The following is a 19626-nucleotide window of genomic DNA, read 5'->3' as shown; positions in this document are numbered from 1 at the left end:
TGCTGACGGACGTCATGTCGTCGCGTTCGTGGGATGCATAGGTGCCGATGAGCGTGTCTTGTCAGGGCGCTTGCCACAGTGTGCGAGCGATCTGCGAGGTTCCGCGGTCCGTCCGCGGCCGGGACGGCGTGTGCCAGCCCGGCCTTGGAGGACGGTGGGCCAGGACGCGCCACCCCGCGCCGCGCAGCGAGGCTCCGCTCTCCCCTGCCTGCGTATAGGTGATCAGCCGCCGGTATCCGAGCGCTTTGGCCGCTCTCCAAGCAGCTCCGTAGAGCAGGGAGTTGGCGTTGCGTGTGCCGTCACTGGCGGTGCGGGTGACTTCGAGGGTGGTGCCGTCGTCCAAGTGGCGGGCGACAGGGCGGCCGACCACGGCCACGGCGCGCAGGATGTTGGGCTCGTCGGCGGCACCGAGGGAGAAGATCTGTCCGGCGGGCGGCGGGTGGTGCCGGTGCCAGAGGCGGACGAACTCCTTGGCGTCCCGAGAGCGGACGGGCACCAGGTGCAGGCGCGATTCGCTCACGCGGCGGGCCCGAAGTCGGACTGGACCGGTGCGTGCTTGGCGATGGCCCGGGCGGTGATCGCCTTGGATGCGCGGTCGGACGCCGCGGACAGTTCTGCCGCGCTGGGCTCTTGGTACCACGGGCGCAGGTCGAGCATGGCGGCGCGCAGACCGGTGGCGAAGCAGAGGGCCGTGCCCTTGGGCAGGGCGCGGATCTCGTCGGCGGGAAGGATCCGCTGCTGTCGCCTCGACACCGAGGTCGACTTGCCGGACTCGGAGTGCGAGGTCGAGGTGGTCTCGACGTCGTGGTCGCCGATCAGGCGGGACAGCTTGTCCGCGAAGTCGGGGTCGTCGATACCGAAGCCGATGACCTTGACGGTAGAGGCGGACCACATGGCGTCCATGCCGGCGTCCCCCCAGACCTTCTGGCCCTGGCGGTAGGACTGCAGGATCGTGATCGGGATGATGCCGCGCGACCCGAGGTGCGAGTACAGGTCCGGAAGGTCCGAGATCTTGCACACGTTGGCGGCCTCGTCGAGGATCGCGAGCATGGGCGGGTCGAGGCGTCCTCCGGCGTGTTCGGCCTGGGCGGTCGCGGCCCGCATCACCGAGTCGGCGCACGCCGCGATCAGCGCCGAGGCTCCGCCTCCGCCGTCCTTGCTGAGCAGGAAGAGGGTGTCGGTGGAGGTGACGAACTCGGACGGCCTGAACTCGGGGACGTTCTTCTGCGGGGTGACCCAGGCGGCGATCTCGCTGTTGAGCAGCGCGGCGGCGTACTGGCGGGCGGTCTCGTAGATGCCGTCCCGGGTTTCCGGCGGTCCTTCCACGGTGCCCTTGAGCTGGGCGGCGACGGCGGTGAAGTCGTGGTCGCGGAGGATGTCGAGCGGGGTGCGGTCGGCGGGGAAGGCCAGCCACTGCATGACGTCGGTGATCGGCCGCTCGTCCAGGGCCGCGGCGAGGAAGAGCTGGGCGAGGATGTTGGATCCGGCCTTGGACCAGAAGTCGCCCTGCTGGGAGGCGTCCACGGAGGCGGCGAGGAAGTGGCCGGCCAGCCGCCCGGCGCCATCCAACGTTTTGGCGTCCGCCAAGGGGTTCCACCACATCTCGCGTGCGGCGTGCGCGATCTGCTGCGGGTCCATCGACCACACCCGTCCCACCGCGGCGCGGGCGTCGTAGGTGGCGGTGAACGCATCGCCGGCGGCCTTGTTCGAGGTCAGCAGGACCGGGCCGGGCGCGGCGAGGATGGAGGGGATCGCGAGCGAGGTGGTCTTGCCCGAGCGGGGCGCCATGATGGCGACGGCCACGTCCTCGTAGCCCATGCGGATCTCCTGCTTGGTGCCCTGCAGGTTGCCGAGGAGGATGCCGGTGTCCCGGGCCTCGATGTGCTTGGCGTCCTTCAGGCTCGGGCGCAGGGAACGGGCCTTGTCGGTGATCGCCTTGGCCATCAGCGGTTCGATGTCCCGGGCCTTTGCCATGCCGGTGATCTTCTTCTTCCGGCCGCCGCTGCGGTTCTTGTGCCGGGCCCACAGGATGCCCGCTGTTGTCCCGATGGCCAGGAGGAGGAGAACGGGAACGATGCGTGCCCCGATCAGCAGGGATGTTTCTCCCGCGTGGGGCCAGAGGCGCTGGGGGTGGAGCAGGGCGGTGGTCGGCTGGTACGGCGCCCAGCCGCCTCCGGTGAGGTAGGCGGTGATGTTGCCGGACAGCCAGGCGAGGTGGGACAGGGGGACGACGACGGCTGCGACTCCGATCAGGAGGCGCAGGACGATGTCGTACCCGTCGGTGGAACTGTTGGAGGAGGTGGGGGGCAAAGAGTTACGTGCCTTCCGGGCGGGGGCGGGGCATTCAGCGGCTGCGGCTGTTCCTGGCCGGCGGCGGGCGCGGCGGGCTGGAGTTGCCGGCGGGACGTCGCTGAAGGCGGCGATGAGTTCGACCGGGGTGCGGGCGCCGAAACTCGCGTACCAGGCGGGCCGGTCCGCCTCCGCCGCATGGTTGAGGGTCCACCACTGTCCGTCGGGGTCGGGTTCCAGGCGCAGGAGGGCCTTCTTGTTCGCGCTGGAGAGCAGGACGCGGGGCATCAGGGGGTCGTTGCCGTGGCTCCAGCCGCAGGCACGGTGCAGGGGGACGGGGATCCAGGCGGGGGCACCGCCGCCGACCAGGTGGCGCGGCGTGATGAAGTCGACCTCGACGGTCTCGGGAGTCGGGGGCGTGCTCACTTCCGTGCCGTAGCTCGCCGGTCGGGCGCGGTGGCCGGGGCCGGTGTCGGTGTGGGAGCCAGGGGTGAAGGGGCTTTACGGGCGGCCGTGTTGATCTCGCGGAGCGCCTTGCCGTGGGTGGCCCAGTCGTCGAGGTAGCTCCACGATTCGGCGTGATGTGCGGCGAGTGCGTCGTCGAAGTCCGGGGTGCCGGGCTTGGCGGTGGCGGGGAGGGCGTCGCGGGTGACCAGCCATTGCTCGTGCAGTTCGTCGAGTCGGTCGAGTGCGTCGCGCAGGACGCCCAGCTGGTAGACCCAGCGGCTCTGCACGTTGGTCTCCGGCAGGTGGGCCAGTTGCGTTTCGGCCGTGGCCAGCAGGTGACGGACGCCGTACCGGAGCGGCTCGAATGCCTCGGCGGTGTCGGCGTCGCGCTGGCTCGCGCGCCTTCCGTAGGCGTGGTCGTCGTAGGGCCATCCGTCGAGGTCGGTGTGCTCGTCGGAGTAGGCGTCCCAGGCGTCGTGGATCTTCTTGCTGTCGCTCACGTAATGGTCGAGGTGACGGAGAAGGGCGCGGTGTGCGCGGTGATCGGCGGAAATGGGAAAGGGGTCCTGTCGGTTCAGCGACGGGCGGCCGGCTGGGCGGTGTGGGCCGGCGCCGGGGTCGGTGCGGGTTTCGGTGAGGGCTGGGGCGAGTTCGTCGACGGGCAACGGGTTGCCGTCTTCCCAGGACAGGTGGACGCCGGTGCCTGGGACGGTGCGGCGATTCCTGTGCCAGGCGCCGTCGCCCTGCATGGCGACAAAGCCGCAGACGATGAGCGGCTCGTCGCTGTGCAAGGCCCCGTCGTGCTTGGTGAAGCTGATGGCCCAGTGGTACCCGTGCAGACGCACCGGTGCGACGAGACGGCCGCCCTCGGCCAGGGCGTCGATCCAGGGCAGATCCCAGGTGTCGACGGTGACCACGATGGCGTCGAATCCGCCGTCCGGCACCACCTCGGCAGGCAGGTGCTCGGCGTCCGCGGTGACCACGCGGATGCGGCCGTATCCGGCCTGGGTCAGGAAGCGGGTGGCCCGGTCGGTGACGGCTGGGTCGATGTCGAGGGTGGTGACGTGGCCGGTCGGGCCGGCGAGTTCGGCGATGAGAGCAGCGTTGTAGCCGCCGGAGCCGATCTCCAAAGCGTGGTGGCCGGGCTGGATGCGGGCGGCTTCGAGCATGTCGGCCTGCAGCCAGGGCGCGGAGATGGAGCTGATGACGGTGCCGTCGTCGCTGTGGCGGGTGGCGATGATCTCGTTGGCGTACGCAGCATGGAGGGGCGTTTCGGGGGCGAAGGCGTGCCGGGGCACGGTGCGCAGGGCGCGGTCGACCGCGGGGGTGCGGATGTGTCCGGCGGCGGCGAGTTCGTCGGCCAGTTGGTGGCGCAGAGCGGTGGCTTCGTCGAGGTCCGTGGTGGGGCGTGTGGTCACGGCGGGCCTTTCGGTCGTGCGGGTCATACCTGGTCCGAGACGGTGGGCGTTGCAGGGTTCGGGATGGTCGCGGTCGGGGCGTACTGGGCGGCCTGGGCGTCGAACATGGCGGCGTACCGACCGCGGGCGGCGATGAGTTCGTCGTGGGTGCCGTGCTCGGCGAGGTGTCCGTTGTTGAGGACGTAGATGTGGTCGGCGTGGCGGACGCCGGACATGCGGTGGGTGACCAGGACGACGGCTCGGTTCGGTGCGGCCAGGCGGCGGATGCGGTCGAAGGCTTCGATTTCGGCTTCGGGGTCAAGGGCGGAGGTCGGTTCGTCGACGATGAGGACGCCGTCTGCCTGTGATGTTGAACTGCGCCAGTGCGTGCGGGCCAGGCCGACTTTCTGCCATTCGCCGCCGGACAGTTCGATGGCGCCGCGGAACATGCGGGCCAGCAGACTGCGCAGGCCGTCGGGGAGTTTGGCGATGACGGGGCCGGCAACGGCGTAGTCGACCGAGGGCTTGAGGTCCTGGTCTGTAGCGGGGTGGTCGGGGCGGCCGAGGCGGATGTTCATCGCGGCGGTCACGGGCCAGCGCTGGAAGTCCTGGGTGAGCAGGGAGACGCGCTCGAAGACCTGGGAGCGGTCGAGACCGGTGAGGTCCGCGTCGCCCCAGCGCAGGGTGCCGGCCTCGGGAAGCAGCATGCCCGAGAGGATCTTCATCAGGGTGCTCTTGCCGGAGCCGTTCTCACCCACCACGGCGGTGACCGATCCCATAGGCAGGGTCAGTGACACGCTGTCTAGGGCGGCGGTGTCCCGGTCAGGGTAGCGGTAGGTGACCTGGTCCAGAACGATTTCCCTGACGCGTTCCGGTACGGGCGCACCGCCGGCGGGCAGCGTCCGCTGGGCGGCCTGGGCGAGGAAGCGGCCGTGGTCGCGGACGTAGAGGCTCTCCTCGTGGAGCTGGTTGATGTTCAGGTGTCTAGAAGAAGCCCAGCTTCTTCGGCGAGTAGCTCACCAGCAGATTCTTCGTCTGCTGGTAGTGGTCCAGCATCATCTTGTGGGTCTCGCGGCCGATGCCGGACTGCTTGTAGCCACCGAAGGCCGCGTGCGCCGGGTACGCGTGGTAGCAGTTGGTCCACACGCGGCCCGCCTGGATCGAGCGACCCGCGCGGTAGGCGGTGTTGATGTCCCGGGTCCACACGCCCGCGCCGAGGCCGTACAGCGTGTCGTTGGCGATCTTGATGGCGTCGGCGAAGTCGTCGAAGGCGGCCACCGACACGACCGGGCCGAAGATCTCCTCCTGGAACACCCGCATACGGTTGTCGCCCTCGAAAATGGTCGGCTGGACGTAGTACCCGCCCTTCAGTTCACCGTCGTGCTCGATGCGCTCCCCGCCGGTGAGCACCCGTGCGCCCTCCTGGCGGCCGATGTCCAGGTAGGAGAGGATCTTCTCCAGCTGGTCGTTGGAGGCCTGGGCGCCGATCATCGTGTCGGTGTCGAGCGGGTGCCCCGTCGTGATCTGCCGGGTCCGTTCGACCGCCGCCTCCAGGAACTCCGAGTAGTGGCCACGCTGGATCAGCGCCCGAGACGGGCAGGTGCACACCTCGCCCTGGTTGAGCGCGAACATCGTGAAGCCTTCCAGTGCCTTGTCCCGGAAGTCGTCGTCGTGCGCCCACACGTCGTCGAAGAAGATGTTCGGCGACTTGCCGCCGAGCTCCAGCGTGACCGGCTTGATGTTCTCCGAGGCGTACTGCATGATCAGCCGCCCGGTCGTGGTCTCCCCGGTGAACGCGATCTTCGCGACCCGCGGGCTGGACGCCAGCGGCTTGCCCGCCTCCGCGCCGAAACCGTTGACGATGTTGAGCACGCCCGGCGGCAGCAGATCGGCGATGAGGCTCACCCAGTAGTGGATGGAGGCCGGGGTCTGCTCGGCGGGCTTGAGGACGACCGCGTTGCCCGCGGCCAGCGCCGGCGCGAGCTTCCACGTCGCCATCAGGATCGGGAAGTTCCACGGGATGATCTGCGCGACCACGCCCAGCGGCTCGTGGAAGTGGTACGCCACGGTGTCGTCGTCGATCTCACCGAGCGAGCCCTCCTGCGACCGGACCGCTCCCGCGAAGTAGCGGAAGTGGTCGATCGCGAGCGGGATGTCGGCCGCCAGCGTCTCCCGCACCGGCTTGCCGTTCTCCCAGCTCTCGGCGACCGCCAGGCGCTCCAGGTTCGCCTCCATGCGGTCGGCGATCTTCAGCAGGATGTCGGAACGCTCCGTCACCGACGTACGGCCCCATCCGGGAGCGGCCTCGTGCGCCGCGTCCAGCGCCCGCTCGACGTCCTCCGCGGTGCCGCGCGCGATCTCCGTGAACGGCTGCCCGTTGACCGGCGACGGGTTCTCGAAGTACTGCCCACGCGCCGGCGGCACGTACTCACCGCCGATGAAGTGGTCGTAGCGCGCCTGGTAGGAGACGATCGCGCCCTCGGTGCCCGGCGCCGCGTAACGAGTCATACTGGTCTGCCTCCCCTTGCCGCGCTGCCCGCCGTTGGGCAGCTCTCGGCGCGAGGCTAGGCAGGGGGACGTTGCAAGTACGTTGCGCCGCCGGCCCGAGCCGCCGCCCGGACGGCCGGCGCCCTCAGTTCCCTCTCCAGCGCGGCCAGCCGAGCCCGCACCGGCGCCGTGGGACGCACCGCGGCCAGCGCCCGCCACACCTCGACGTCGTCCTCGCCCCACGGCGCGTGCGCCCAGTCCGCCAGCAGGTCCGGGTCACCGTGCGCGACCAGGGCCGTGCGCAGCCCGTCGGCGAGCCTGTCCCGCAGCCGCACGATCGCCGGGGCCTGTGAGCCGGGCAGTAGCGGACCGCTGTACGCCTCCGCCGCCGCCGTGACCGCCCCCGCCCCCAGCCGCCGCTCCACCGCGGTGGCGTCCGACTCCACCGCCGCCGTGAGCCGGTACGGCCGCGAGGCGAGCAGACCCGGGCCCAGCAGCCGGCGCAGCCTCGCCAGTTCGGCACGGATGGTCACCGGCGTCACCGACTCGTCCGCGTAGAGGGCACAGAGCAGCTCGTCACCGCTCAGCCCCTCCGGGTGCCGGGACAGCAGCACGAGGATCTCGCTGTGCCTGCGGCTCAGTCTGATCCGCCGCCCGTCCAGAACCAGTTCGGCCTCGTCCCGCCCCAGCGCGCCGAGCAGTGGCGTGTCCTCCGCGGGCCGCGGCGGCGTCAGCAGCGCGAGCTGCGCCTCGGCGGCCCGGGCCACCGCGTGCACGAAGCCGAGGCTGTGCGGATGCGCGAGCCCGTCCCCGCCGGTGATGTCCACCGCGCCCAGCACCCGGCCGGTACGCGGATCGTGCACCGGCGCCGCCGCGCACGTCCACGGCTGCACCCTGCGTATGAAGTGCTCCGCGGCGAACACCTGTACCGGCCGGTCCACGGCGACCGCGGTGCCCGGCGCGTTGGTGCCGACCGCGGTCTCGGACCAGCGTGCCCCCGGCACGAAGTTCATCCCGTCCGCCCTGCGCCGGGTCGCCCGGTGCCCCTCTACCCACAGCAGCCTGCCGTGCGCGTCGCACACGGCCAGCAGATGCTCGCCGTCCGCGGCGAACGTGCCCAGCAGCTCCCGGAACAGGGGCATCACCCGGGCCAGCGGATGCTCCGCCCGGTAGGCGCCGAGGTCCCCGTCGGTCAGCTCCACGCTGGCCGCGCCGTCCGGCCCGACGCCGGCGCGTGCGCTGCGCCGCCAGGACTCCGCGACCACCGACCGCACCGGGCGCGCGACCGTGCCCGCCGTGGTGAACGTCTCGTGCGCACGGCGCAGCACACGGACACGCTCGGCGGGGTCGGCCCCCGGTTCCAGGGCCACCCACGCATCGGTCAACTCGGCCTCCCCGGACGGTCGAAGAGCGGTACTGCGGCTGGGACCATCGTCACGCACCGTGTTCGCGCGGACAACAGCCAGGACGTGCGCTAGGCGAAATTGACCATTCTGATGTACCGCACCCAGTCCCAGAAGGGGCCGGGATCGGTGTGGTCGGTACCCGGCACCTGGTAGTGGCCGATGATGTGTTCCCTGTCCTTGGGGATGCCGTGCGTCTCGCAGATCGCCGCGGTGAGCTTGGCGGACTGAGCGTAGAGGGTGTCGGTGAAGTACTCGGGCCGGTCCACCCAGCCCTCGTGCTCGATGCCGATGCTGCGGGTGTTGTAGTCCCAGTTGCCCGCGTGCCAGGCGACGTCCGCCTCGTGCACGCACTGCGCGACGTGTCCGTCCGACGACCGGACCAGGTAGTGCGCGGACACCTTCTTCTGGGGGTTCCGGAAGATCGACAGAGTGTCTGCGTACGTCTCCTGCGTGACGTGGATGACCACGCGGTCGATGGCGTAACTGCCGGGGCGCTCGGACGGCGTGTAGTTGGAGGTGCTGGCCGCGTGCCACTCGGCTGACGGGTAGTCCACGACCTGGGTCTGCGCGCCGGCACGTGGGTCGGGGAGCAGTGCGTAGGGGACGGCGGACAGCGCCGCGCCTTTGAGGAACCGCCGCCTGCTCAGATGCCGATTCGGTCGCTCCATGTCCATGGTGGGGGCCTTTCGAAGTCGGGATGGGCCGGCGAGAGGTGGGGGCCGCCGGTGCTCCGGGAGTGCTGCGGACGGGCACGGGTGCTGTTCGGGCGTTCTGCCGAGGAAGTGCCAGGGGGGAGTGCTGCCGGGGGAGTGCCGAGAGGGGAGAGCTGCCGGAGGACGGCCGAGAGGAGGGCTGCCGGGGGCAAGGGGGGGCGTCCAGGCACTGCGACCGATGGGCCGTCCGTGGACTGCCTCGCATGATCAAGGGAGTACGGGTGGTCGAAGGCCTTCGCGTGGTGGCGTGGAGGTGTCAGCCGCGCAGTGCTCGTGCCGCGCATCGACATACCCCCGGCTCACGGAGTCCGTGCCGTGCCGTCGCGTCGGTCACCCCACCGCGGCGGCCCGCGCTATGCGGAACACGTGCGCCGACGGGCGTGCAAACCCGGCCGGAAGGGTCCGGGCGGCTCCCCGCCGGTTCACCTCGTGCGACGCGCGAAGTGCCAGGAAGTGGTCCGGGCGCAAGGCTTCGCGCCGCAGTGTCCCGGTCGTCTTTCCGTACATGTGTCCCCCGATTCCGTGTGCGCGCGCCGTGGTCCGTTCGCCGGTGATTCCCTCTCGGTGTCCGCGAGCGACCCGCGGCTGTGACGGCCCGGCAGGTGCGCCTCGTGCGAATCACGGTACGGCGCCGCTCGGTTGGGCAGAAGAAGGCGGCGCGGTTCCGTGGACAACGCGCCACCTGTGGACAACTCGGCCACCCGTTCGGGTCAACCGGAGCCGTCAATGGGGTCACTGATGAAGTGTCATCGCACAAGGTGACGTTTCGTCAGGCGTCGGTCAGCGTCACACAGCAGCCCGGCCACCGACGCCACGGCGGGCACCCGCAGAGGGGGGTGGCGAAGGGCGCCGCGGACAGGGCCGCGCGCCTCGCGGTCCTCAGGCGATCGGCCTCAGGACCGCTCCGCCACCGCGGCCGGGTCGTCCAGTACCGCCCGGACGACGGAGTGCGCGGCGCCCAGCAGCGGACCCTCCGAGCCCAGCCGGGACACGGCCACGGGGCAGGCGGGGCCCGCCGTGCGGTCGGCCAGCTCGCTCTCCAGCGACGGCAGCAGCCATGGTGAGAGACCGGCCAGGGCGCCACCCAGGACCACCGTCTCGGGGTCGAGCAGATTCACCGCCCCGGTCAGGGCCACGCCGAGTGCCGTTCCGGCGTCCCGCAGGGCCTCCCGTACACGCTCGTCGCCCTCCGCGGCCCGCTCCGCGAGCAGCCCGACCAGGTCCTCGCCCGGTTCCAGTCCGGCCGCGCGCAGCACGGCCTCCTCGCCCGCGTACTGCTCCAGGCAGCCGCGGCCTCCGCAGGGGCAGGCCGGCCCGTCCGGCCGTACGGGCACATGGCCCAGCTCGCCCGCGAACCCCCGGGAGCCGCGCAGCAAACCCCCGTCCAGGACCACGGCGGCGCCGATGCCGATCTCGGCCGACACGTGCAGGAAGTCCCGGGAGGCGACGCCGTCGCCGAGCCAGAGTTCGGCGAGGGCGCCGAAGTTCGCCTCGTTGTCGACGGTCAGTGGTCCCGCCTCGGACATCAGGGCGCCGAGGTCCGTGTCGTGCCAGTCCAGGTTCGGGGCGCGCACCACCGTCCGTCCGTCCCGCGCCACCAGCCCGGGGACGGCGACGGCGAGCCCGGCGGGCCGCAGGTCCTCCTGCTCGGCGTCCGCGACCACCTCGCGGACCAGGTCCGTCAACTCCTCGATCACCGGACCAGGCCGACGGCCCCGGTTGGCGCCGTACCGCACGCCCCGCGCGCGGACCGTGCCACGCAGGTCCACCGCGCACACCGCCAGGTGATCGACGCCTATCTCCGCCCCGATCCCGGCCGGACCCCGGCCGCTCACCGCGAGTGCCGAACCGGGCCGGCCCACCCGGCCAGGGCGTTCCGGCCCCAGTTCCTCCAGCAGCCCCCAGCGGATCAGGTCGTCCACGAGGGTCGACACCGCCGCCCTGGTCAGGCCGATGTGCGAGGCGACCGCCGCCCGCGACAGCGGTCCCTGGGCGCTGACGGCGTGCATCACCCGGGCGAGGTTGCGCCGGCGCATCCCCTGCTGCGTGTCCGGCAGGGCACGGCCGGTGCCCGCGGGGCGGCCCTCATGCGGCGGTGCGGTCATGCCTGCGTCAATCCTCGATGTCTGCCGCTCGCCCCCGTGTGCGGGGCCGGGCTTCGGTCCCCCGCTCTAGCAGCGGGGATGCGTCGGAGAGTACCCCCGTGATCCGCTCCAGCGTCTCCGCGTCCTGCTCCACCGCCTCCAGGACCGGTCCGGCGGCCGTGTTCCACCGGCGGGCCACGGCCGCCGGGTCCTCCCCGGTGAGCAGGCCGGCCGCCTGTGCCGCGGCCCCCAAGGCGACCAGTTCCCTGGCCTCCGGGACCTGCACGGGCCGCCCCGACAGGCGGCGTACGGTCTGCTGCCAGGCCGTGCCCCGGGCACCGCCGCCGATCAGCAGCAGCGGGGTGCCGCGGTCGGCGTCCGCGTCGAGAACCAGGTCCAGGGCCCCGAGCAGCGCGTGCACCGCGCCGTCGTACGCGGCCTGCAGCAGGTGACCGGCGCTCGTGTCGTGGCGCAGCCCGTGCAGCAGGCCTGAGGCGTGCGGCAGGTTCGGGGTGCGCTCGCCGTCCAGGTACGGCAGCAGGGTCACCGAACCCCCCGGCTCCACGGCCTCCCGGTCCAGCCCCAGCAGCGCCGCGACGCGGTCCACGGCGAGCGTGCAGTTCAGCGTGCAGGCCAGCGGCAGCCAGTCCCCGCGCGCGTCGGCGAATCCGGCCACCGTCCCGGTCGGGTCGCCCGGACGGTGCCGGGAGACCGCGTACACCGTGCCGGACGTACCGAGACTGAGCACCGCCGTCCCGGGGCGCAGACCGAGACCCAGTGCCGCGGCGGCGTTGTCGCCGGTGCCGGGAGCCACCAGCGTGCCCTTGGAGAACGGCAGGTCATGAGTGTCGCGCACGGTGCCGACCACCTCGCCCGGACGCACCACACGCGGCAGCAGCGCCGGGTCCAGACCCACATGGGCGAGGGTCTCCTCGTCGTACTCCTCCGTGCCCGACGCCCACCACCCGGTGCCGGAGACGTCACCGCGGTCGGTGGTGCCCAGCCCGGTCAGGCGCTCGGTCAGATAGTCGTGGGGGAGTCGTACCGCCCTCGTCGCGCGCACCGCCTCCGGCTCGTGTTCGGCCAGCCAGGCCCACTTCGTGACCGTGAACGACGCTCCCGGCACGCTGCCGGTGCGCTCGGCCCAGGCCTTCGGCCCGCCCAGCTCGTCCACCAGACGGCGGGCCTGCGGCGCCGAGCGGACGTCGTTCCACAGCAGCGCCGGACGCACCGGGTCGCCGTGCTCGTCGAGGGTGACCAGGCCGTGCTGCTGGCCGCCGACGGACACGGCCGCCGCCTCGTGCGCCGCTTCGCCGCACTGGTGCAACGCCTCGCGGAGGGCGTCCCACCACTGGCGCGGATCGCTCTCCCGGCCGGCGCCTGAGGACACGGTGTGCGGCGCCTGGCCGCTCGCCACCACCTGCCCGGTGGCCGCGTCGACGACCAGCGCCTTCGTGGACTGGGTGGATGTGTCCACGCCGACGACGAGCGGACCCTCGGCTGCTGACATCGGGCTCTCCTCTTTCGCGGCTCTGCGGGGATACGCATCTTGTGTCTTCCCGCACTGCGCCCGCATACTAATTTGTAAACGGCCATGACGAAATAGTTCTAGCAGCAAGGAGCCGAGGCGATGAGCTATCAGCCCACCCCCGAGGACAGGTTCACCTTCGGTCTGTGGACCGTCGGCTGGCAGGGGAGGGACCCGTTCGGCGACGCCACCCGCCGCGCCCTGGACCCGGTCGAGACGGTGCGGCGCCTGGCGGAGCTGGGCGCCCACGGGGTCACCTTCCACGACGACGACCTGATCCCCTTCGGCTCCTCCGAGGCCGAGCGCGAGTCGCACGTCAAGCGGTTCCGGCAGGCCCTGGACGCGACCGGCATGACCGTCCCGATGGCCACCACCAACCTGTTCACGCACCCGGTCTTCAAGGACGGCGCGTTCACCGCCAACGACCGTGACGTGCGCCGGTACGCCCTGCGCAAGACGATCCGCAACATCGACCTGGCCGCCGAGCTGGGCGCGAGCACCTACGTCGCGTGGGGCGGCCGCGAGGGTGCCGAGTCGGGCGCGGCCAAGGACGTGCGTGCGGCCCTGGACCGCATGAAGGAGGCCTTCGACCTCCTCGGCGAGTACGTCACCGACCAGGGCTACGACCTCCGCTTCGCCATCGAGCCGAAGCCGAACGAGCCGCGCGGCGACATCCTGCTGCCCACCGTCGGCCACGCCCTGGCCTTCATCGAGCGCCTGGAGCGCCCCGAGCTGTACGGCGTCAACCCGGAGGTCGGCCACGAGCAGATGGCCGGCCTGAACTTCCCGCACGGCATCGCGCAGGCCCTGTGGGCGGGCAAGCTCTTCCACATCGACCTCAACGGCCAGTCCGGCATCAAGTACGACCAGGACCTGCGCTTCGGCGCCGGCGACCTGCGCGCCGCCTTCTGGCTCGTCGACCTCCTGGAGAGTGCCGGCTACGCGGGGCCCCGCCACTTCGACTTCAAGCCGCCGCGGACCGAGGACTTCGACGGCGTGTGGGCCTCGGCGGCGGGCTGCATGCGCAATTACCTGATCCTCAAGGAGCGCGCGGCCGCCTTCCGCGCCGACCCCGAGGTGCAGGAGGCGCTGCGTGCCGCGCGCCTGGACGAACTCGCCCAGCCGACCGCCGCCGACGGCCTGCAGTCCCTGCTCGCCGACCGCGCGGCCTTCGAGGACTTCGACGTCGAGGCGGCCGCGGCGCGGGGCATGGCCTTCGAGCGCCTCGACCAGCTCGCGATGGACCACCTGCTCGGCGCGCGCGGCTGATCACCACGCGCGCGTGAAGGGGCGGGGAGAGCGGCACACCTGTGCCGCTCTCCCCGCCCCTTCGGTCCGCCGCTCGCCCCTGCCGCGCCGGGCAGGGCGGCTCGCCCTGTCGTCAGACTCGCGTCACAGCCCCTTGGGCAGCCGCACGTAGGTCACGGTCGTGCTGATGCCGCTGTCGACCAGGCGGCCCTGGGCGTCGAACGCGCCCGCGCCGTCGGTCATCCCGAAGTCGTTGTCGTTGACGAGAGCGAGCGTGTCGCGGTCCACGCGCGCGATGCCCTCGATCTTCCCGGGCACCCCGGCGACCTTGCCCAGGTCCACCACCAGGCGCTTGGCGAGGACGGGCACACCTTGCGCCGCCGGGTCGTCCAGCTGCTCGAGCGACGGCGACGTCGTGTCGTCGTCCCAGGGCCCACCGAGGATGTCCGACCTGTGGCCCAGCTCGACCAGCTGCAGCCGGGCCGCCTTGTCCGTGCGCTCCTCGACGAGAAGCCGGTTGCCGCCCACCGCCACCACGGACGAGATCTTCAGCTCGGACGTGTCGTCCTCGCTCGGGTCGACCAGGTCCACCGGGTCGAACCGGTAGGCGTACTCGGCGGTGACCGCCTTCTTCCTGGGCGAGAAGCGCAGCAGACGGGTGGTGCGGGAGGCGTTCCCGGCGTCCGCGTCCGGCAGCGAGAGGGGGCTCTGCAGAGCCAGCACCAGGTCACCGCCGGGAAGCAGGGCCAGCCCCTCGAAACCGCGGTTGATCTTGCGGTGGAGCAGGATCGAAGGCAGCGCCTCCACCACCGGGTAGTCGGCGCCCGTGAGGTGCAGCCCCTCGGGCACGTAGCGGGTGAGCACCTTCCCGCGCGCGGAGACGTGCACGAGCGAGGGGCCGTACTCGTCGACGAGCCAGAAGCTGCCGTCCAGCGCTCGCACGATGCCCTCGGTGTCCAGACCGTTCGGGTCGTACGACAGCGCGGTCCCGGCGTCGTAGGTGTACGGAGCCTCGTCGCGGCTCTTCTGGTTGGGCAGCCCGGTCACCGCCTTCCCGGAGGAGGTGGTCAGCGGTATCGCGTCGATGACCTCGACGGTGTCCCCGCAGACCCGGATCTTCACGATGGCCGGGTCGAAGCCCGGCACCGGGAACGTGCGGCGCTTCTTGCCGTCCACCTTGATCTGACCGTTGGGGCCGCGGTCGGTCACCGTCCAGTACTCACCCTTGCGGCCGGCCGGATAGACGTCGCTCCCGATACCGCCCAGCTTGACCCCGCGGTCGTCGCCCACAGTGCCGGGCAGCAGCGCGTTGCTGAACGCGCCGAGCGGGAGCTCGCCGAGCGTCGCCGTACGGACGACACGCGCGTCCCCGGACTGCGCCGCCGTGGCCGTCCCGGCGGCCACGAGGGCGGCCGCCAGGGCGAGGGGCAGGCCCGTGACGAGGGATCGGTGCACGCGGCCTCGGCCGGCGGTATGCGGGGACATCGGGCCTCCTGAAGGCGAGTTCGCTGACAGCGGCCAGATTTGGGCCCCAGGTGGAACGCCGCACGACCGCCACGTGAACAGCGGGCGTCCGCCGCTCATCGGATCGTTCGGATCCAGTAACGACCACGCACGGGACTGATCGTGATGTGGTGTCAGGAGCCGTCCGGGCTGCCCGGCCGAGCGGATGCCAGGGCCGTCGCGGGATCGCGGTCCGCTCCGCCCGCCGGGACCCAGCGGCCGTCCTCGTCGCGGTAGGGCCACCAGCGGCCGTCCCCGCCGAGCCGTAGCTGCACTCCCTCCTGCGGCACGGTCCACCGGTTGCCGCTCCTGTGCAGTGGTGGCCGTTCGTCCTGCTCCCAGGCCGCCTCCAGACCGGCACGCGCGCGAGCCAGCGCCACGCCGTCCACGGCCCATTCCTCGTCGAGTACGGCCAGGCTGGGCGCGCCTCCGGCCTGCCAGGCGCGAACGGCGTCCGCGAGGCCCACGCGGCCCCGCCCCGAGGCCGTGGAGAGCCGCTCGGCCACGGCATCGGGCGGAGCACCGCAGGCCAGCCGCACGGCGTCCTGAGCGGCTGTCAGTCGTGCTTGTACGGCGTCTTGAGGGGCCGTCAGGCGTGGTTCTACGGCGTCCTGAGCGTCCATCGTCCCGGCGCCCCGCCCGGGGCCGGTCGACAGGTCCCGCGCGAGCAGCCGGAAGGCCTCGACGGCGGTGCGTGCCGCCAGGTGCTCCAGCGCCACCGGCTCGATACCGGGCACCGGTTCCGGCGTGGCGTCCAGAGGCGGAGGCGATCCCGGTGCCGGCGGCAGTGCGGGCGGCTCGGGGAGCCGGGGCAGGATGTCCGCGGCCGCCCACGCCTCCGCGGCGTCGACGCCCTCGGCGCCCGGCTCGTGTGGCACCGCCCGGGGCGTCGTGCCGCGCACGTGCAGTTCCGCGAGGAAGGTGTCCTTCGCGCGCCCGCGCAGCAACAGCAGCAGAAACGGATCCTCGTCCAGCAGCCGCGCCACCTGGTGGCAGAGCGCGGCCGTGTGCCCGCAGTGGTCCCAGGTGCCGCACTCGCACTCCGGATCAAGATCACCGAGACCCGGCAGCAGATCGATCCCGTTCGACGCCGCGTCCTCGATCAGGTGCGGCGGCAGTTCCCGGTCGAGGAGTGCGGCCATGTGCCCGGCCTGCTCCACGGCCAGGTCCAGGAACCGCCCCCACTCCTCGGTGGACAACTCCGGCACCAGCACGTCGGCCCGGTGTGCCGCACCTCCCGGGCCGTGGACGACGGCGGTCACCCGGCCGGGCCGCACCGTCACCGCGCCCACCGCGCCCGCGCGCGCGAGCCGGCGCCCCGCCTTGACGGCCGCCCCGTCCATGGCCGCGTCCTCCAGCGCCCTCAGCCAGGCCTGACCCCACCACGTCCGCGTGAAAGCCTGTCCGCGCGCGGGTGGCGCCGCGGCGAACGTGCGCACCAGCTCGTGGTCGTGTTCGTCGTCGTAGCGGCTCATCGCGCCTCCCCGCGCAGTTCCACCAGCGCGGCCAGGTCCGCGTCCGTCAGTTCGGTGAGCGCGGCCTCGCCGGTGCCGAGCACCGCGTCGGCCAGTTCCCGCTTCCTGCCGAGCATCTCCGCGATGCGGTCCTCCAGAGTCCCCTCGGCGATCAGCCGGTGCACCTGCACGGGACGGGTCTGCCCGATGCGGTACGCCCGGTCGGTGGCCTGTGCCTCGACCGCGGGGTTCCACCAGCGGTCGTAGTGCACGACATGCTCGGCGCGGGTCAGGTTGAGCCCCGTCCCGGCGGCCTTGAGTGACAACAGGAACACCGGGACCTCACCGTCCTGGAAGCGCCGCACCATCTCCTCGCGCGCGGGGACCGGTGTTCCGCCGTGCAGGAAGAGCGAGGGCACGCCGCGGGCGGACAAGTGCTGTTCGAGGAGGCGGCCCATGCGCACGTACTGCGTGAAGACGAGCGTGCCCGCGCCCTCCGCGAGGATCGTGTCGAGCAGTTCGTCCAGCAGCTCCAGCTTTCCCGAGCGTCCGGTGAGCAGCGGTGAACCGTCCTCCTTGAGGAACTGGGCCGGGTGGTTGCAGATCTGCTTCAGGCCGGTCAGCAGCTGGACGACGAGGCCCCGGCGGGCCATGTCGTCGGCGGCCGCGATACGTGTCAGCGTCTCGCGGACCAACGCCTCGTACAGGCCCGCCTGTTCGCCGGTCAGGGCCACCGGGTGGTCCGTCTCCGTCTTGGGAGGCAGCTCGGGGGCGATGCCGGGGTCCGACTTGCGCCGGCGCAGCAGGAACGGCCGGACGAGGCGCCCGAGCCGATCGGCGGCGGCGGGGTCCCGGCCGCCCTCGACCGGTTGCGCGTACCGCGTGCGGAAGGCGCCCAGGCGGCCCAGCAGGCCGGGTGTCGTCCAGTCGAGGATGGCCCACAGCTCGGTGAGGTTGTTCTCCACCGGAGTACCGGTGAGCGCGATACGCGCGCGTGCGCCGATGGAGCGCAGCGCCCGCGCGGTCGCCGAGTACGGGTTCTTCACGTGCTGAGCCTCGTCGGCCACCACCATGCCCCAGGGGACGTCCGCGAGCCGTTCGGCGTCCAGCCGCATCGTGCCGTACGTGGTCAGCACGAACTCTCCGGCGGCCACGGAGGCGAGGTCGCGCGCGGGGCCGTGGAACCTGCGCACCGGCACGCCGGGGGCGAAACGTTCGATCTCCCGCTGCCAGTTGCCCAGCAGGGACGCCGGACAGACGACGAGCGTGGGGCCGGCCGTCGAGCCGTCCGTCTGCCGGTGCAGATGCAGCGCGATCAGCGTGATCGTCTTTCCGAGGCCCATGTCGTCGGCGAGGCAGCAGCCGAGCCCGAGGGAGGTCGTGCGGGCCAGCCAGTCCAGGCCGCGCAACTGGTAGTCCCGCAGCCGCGCGGCCAGGCCGGGAGGCTGCCCGACGGGTGCGGTCCCGGTCCCGGGGCCGTTCAGCCGTTCCCTGAGCCCGTCCAGCCATCCGGTGGGCCGTACGTCGACCTCGTGGCCGTCGATCCGCGCCGAGCCCGTCAGCGCGGCCGCCAGCGCTTCCACGGGAGCGAGGGAGCGGTTCTCGAGCGTGCGGGCATGCCGTACCTGGCGAGGGTCGACCAGCACCCACCCGTCCCGCAGTCGCACCAGGGGACGCTTGGCCTCGGCGAGCCGGTCCAGTTCCTCGCGGGACAGCTCGCGCCCGTCCAGCGTGAACGACCAGCTGAACGCGACCCTGCCGTCGGCCGTGAAGGACTGCGGCGCCGTGGTGCTTCCCGGAGGGGGGACGTCGTCGGTCGGTCCGACCGTGGCGTGGACGGTGAGCCCGTGTCCCAGCTCCTTCGGCCAGTGCACGTCGATCCCCACCGCAGCCAGCGCCGACGCGCCGTCGCCCAGGAGTTCGGTGATCTCGTCCTCGGCGAGGTCCACCGCATCAGGGACCGCCGCGGAGAGCAGCGGCGTCAGGGGCGGCCAGGCGCGGGCGGCCCGCCGCAGCGCCAGCAGCGCGTCCGTACGCGCGCGGGGAGCGAGCGCGTCCCCGGAGCCGGATCCGTCGTGCGGGACGACTGCGCCGTGCGGGACCTCGGCGTCGTGTGAGGCGGTGCCGGTCCACAGGGCGGCGGCGTCCACGACGTCCGCCGTCCCGCTGGTGCCGTGCACCTGCAGCACCGCGCGGAAACGGACCCGGGCGTCGTCCCGCCGTGCCGCGTCGTCGAGGCCGGCCGCCTCGACGCGCAGCGACAGCCGCACTCCCGCGTCGTGGGCGGCGGCGATGTCGTCCGCCCACGCGCGCAGGGCGGGCAGCCGCTGCGGGTCGGGCGCCGCGTACGCGGGGCCGCCGGTCACCGTCGGCGCGGCGGGGGAGCGGGGCAGCGCGTCGGCGACCGCGTCCAGGAAGGCGCGCAGCAGCCGCTCGGGGTCCGGAAGCCGCAGCGTGCCTTCGGACGGAAGAGGCACGGCATGCGCCTCCGGGGGCATGGCGGCGGCGAGTACCCGGACCAGCTCCGCGTCGCGCGCCGACAACGGCCCGATCCGCCAGGCGTCGTGCTCGCTGGGGGAGAGACCGGGCAGGAGCAGGCCGCGCGCGAGGAAGTGCAGGGCCAGCAGCCGGGCCGCGCTCCAGAAGGCGAGGGACCGGTGGCTGTCCGGCAGCTCACGCGCGCGGGTGAGCAGCGGCAGCGCGTCGCTCATGGGCAACAGGATCGCGGGCGTACGGATCCGCTCGACGCCGCCGCCCGCCGAGGGCACGACGACGTCCAGGTCGGCCACGGAGGCCTCCGGGACGGCGGGAGGTTCGTCGCTGTCCTCCTGCCAGAAGGCGAGCCGGCCGGTACGAGCAGGGTCGGAGGGCAGGAACAGCGCGCGACAGCGAGCCAGTCGGGTGAGTGGGGTCGGTTCGGAGGATGGTGCCGTGGAATTTCTCCGCACAGCTCTACTGCACTCCTCAAATTTGACTACTTGCCTCGGAGTGGCCGAGGGTACAGCACAGCAGAGGGCACCCGACGGCTCGGCGAGGTGACCTGAGTCACTCCATGGTCCGGAGTGGAGTC

The 19626-nt window shown here is 72.3% G+C and carries 13 protein-coding genes; 1 reads left to right on the top strand and 12 read right to left on the bottom strand.

Annotation, left to right across the window (positions count from 1 at the left end):
• Positions 1 to 61 precede the first annotated feature (61 nt).
• From N8I86_RS06465 to xylB, 9 genes are all read right to left on the bottom strand, one after another.
• The gene (locus N8I86_RS06465; RefSeq protein WP_079060030.1) at positions 62 to 520 is read right to left on the bottom strand and encodes an XF1762 family protein; all 459 of its coding nucleotides are present in this window, start codon (positions 518 to 520) and stop codon (positions 62 to 64) included.
• Positions 517 to 2715 (bottom strand): TraM recognition domain-containing protein, encoded by a 2199-nt coding sequence (locus N8I86_RS06460; RefSeq protein WP_263277344.1) that lies wholly within the window; start codon positions 2713 to 2715, stop codon positions 517 to 519. Before N8I86_RS06460 ends, N8I86_RS06465 begins: the two co-directional genes overlap by 4 nt.
• The gene (locus tag N8I86_RS06455) at positions 2712 to 4154 is read right to left on the bottom strand and encodes a methyltransferase domain-containing protein (RefSeq protein WP_263277343.1); all 1443 of its coding nucleotides are present in this window, start codon (positions 4152 to 4154) and stop codon (positions 2712 to 2714) included. Before N8I86_RS06455 ends, N8I86_RS06460 begins: the two co-directional genes overlap by 4 nt.
• 23 nt (positions 4155 to 4177) lie before the next feature.
• Positions 4178 to 4930 (bottom strand): ABC transporter ATP-binding protein, encoded by a 753-nt coding sequence (locus N8I86_RS06450; protein WP_317633595.1) that lies wholly within the window; start codon positions 4928 to 4930, stop codon positions 4178 to 4180.
• A gap of 187 nt (positions 4931 to 5117) precedes the next feature.
• Positions 5118 to 6641: an aldehyde dehydrogenase gene (gene adh, locus N8I86_RS06445; RefSeq protein ID WP_263277342.1), complete on the bottom strand. Its 1524-nt coding sequence runs from the start codon at positions 6639 to 6641 to the stop codon at positions 5118 to 5120.
• 56 nt (positions 6642 to 6697) lie between these two features.
• On the bottom strand, positions 6698 to 8005 hold the full coding sequence (locus tag N8I86_RS06440; protein ID WP_073894953.1) for a GAF domain-containing protein: 1308 nt from the start codon (positions 8003 to 8005) through the stop codon (positions 6698 to 6700).
• Positions 8006 to 8094: 89 nt separating this feature from the next.
• Positions 8095 to 8700, bottom strand: coding sequence for an N-acetylmuramoyl-L-alanine amidase (locus N8I86_RS06435; RefSeq protein ID WP_123438697.1), 606 nt, complete (start codon positions 8698 to 8700; stop codon positions 8095 to 8097).
• Between the two features lie 932 nt (positions 8701 to 9632).
• A complete protein-coding gene (locus tag N8I86_RS06430; protein ID WP_263277341.1) occupies positions 9633 to 10844 on the bottom strand; it encodes an ROK family transcriptional regulator in 1212 nt (403 codons plus the stop codon).
• A gap of 7 nt (positions 10845 to 10851) precedes the next feature.
• Entirely contained in the window at positions 10852 to 12333 is a 1482-nt protein-coding gene (xylB, locus tag N8I86_RS06425; protein WP_263277340.1) for a xylulokinase, read from the bottom strand.
• A gap of 120 nt (positions 12334 to 12453) precedes the next feature.
• Between xylB and xylA the strand changes: the two genes are divergently transcribed.
• Positions 12454 to 13620: a xylose isomerase gene (xylA, locus tag N8I86_RS06420; protein ID WP_123438700.1), complete on the top strand. Its 1167-nt coding sequence runs from the start codon at positions 12454 to 12456 to the stop codon at positions 13618 to 13620.
• A gap of 123 nt (positions 13621 to 13743) precedes the next feature.
• Here xylA and N8I86_RS06415 read toward each other — a convergent pair whose 3' ends face one another.
• From N8I86_RS06415 to N8I86_RS06405, 3 genes are all read right to left on the bottom strand, one after another.
• Positions 13744 to 15084 carry an esterase-like activity of phytase family protein gene (locus N8I86_RS06415; RefSeq protein ID WP_263277339.1) on the bottom strand — a complete coding sequence of 447 codons (1341 nt, stop codon included), beginning with the start codon at positions 15082 to 15084 and terminating at the stop codon, positions 13744 to 13746.
• 152 nt (positions 15085 to 15236) lie between these two features.
• Complete coding sequence (locus tag N8I86_RS06410; RefSeq protein ID WP_263277338.1) at positions 15237 to 16577, bottom strand: SWF or SNF family helicase; 1341 nt, start codon at positions 16575 to 16577, stop codon at positions 15237 to 15239.
• Positions 16574 to 19504: a DEAD/DEAH box helicase gene (locus N8I86_RS06405; RefSeq protein ID WP_263277337.1), complete on the bottom strand. Its 2931-nt coding sequence runs from the start codon at positions 19502 to 19504 to the stop codon at positions 16574 to 16576. Before N8I86_RS06405 ends, N8I86_RS06410 begins: the two co-directional genes overlap by 4 nt.
• Positions 19505 to 19626 lie beyond the last annotated feature (122 nt).

The sequence above is a fragment of the Streptomyces albidicamelliae genome, from assembly GCF_025642175.1.
GTDB classification, from domain to species: domain Bacteria; phylum Actinomycetota; class Actinomycetes; order Streptomycetales; family Streptomycetaceae; genus Streptomyces; species Streptomyces albidocamelliae.
The sequence above is the reverse complement of the archived record's forward strand: the minus strand, read 5'-3'. Positions and strand labels throughout refer to the sequence as shown.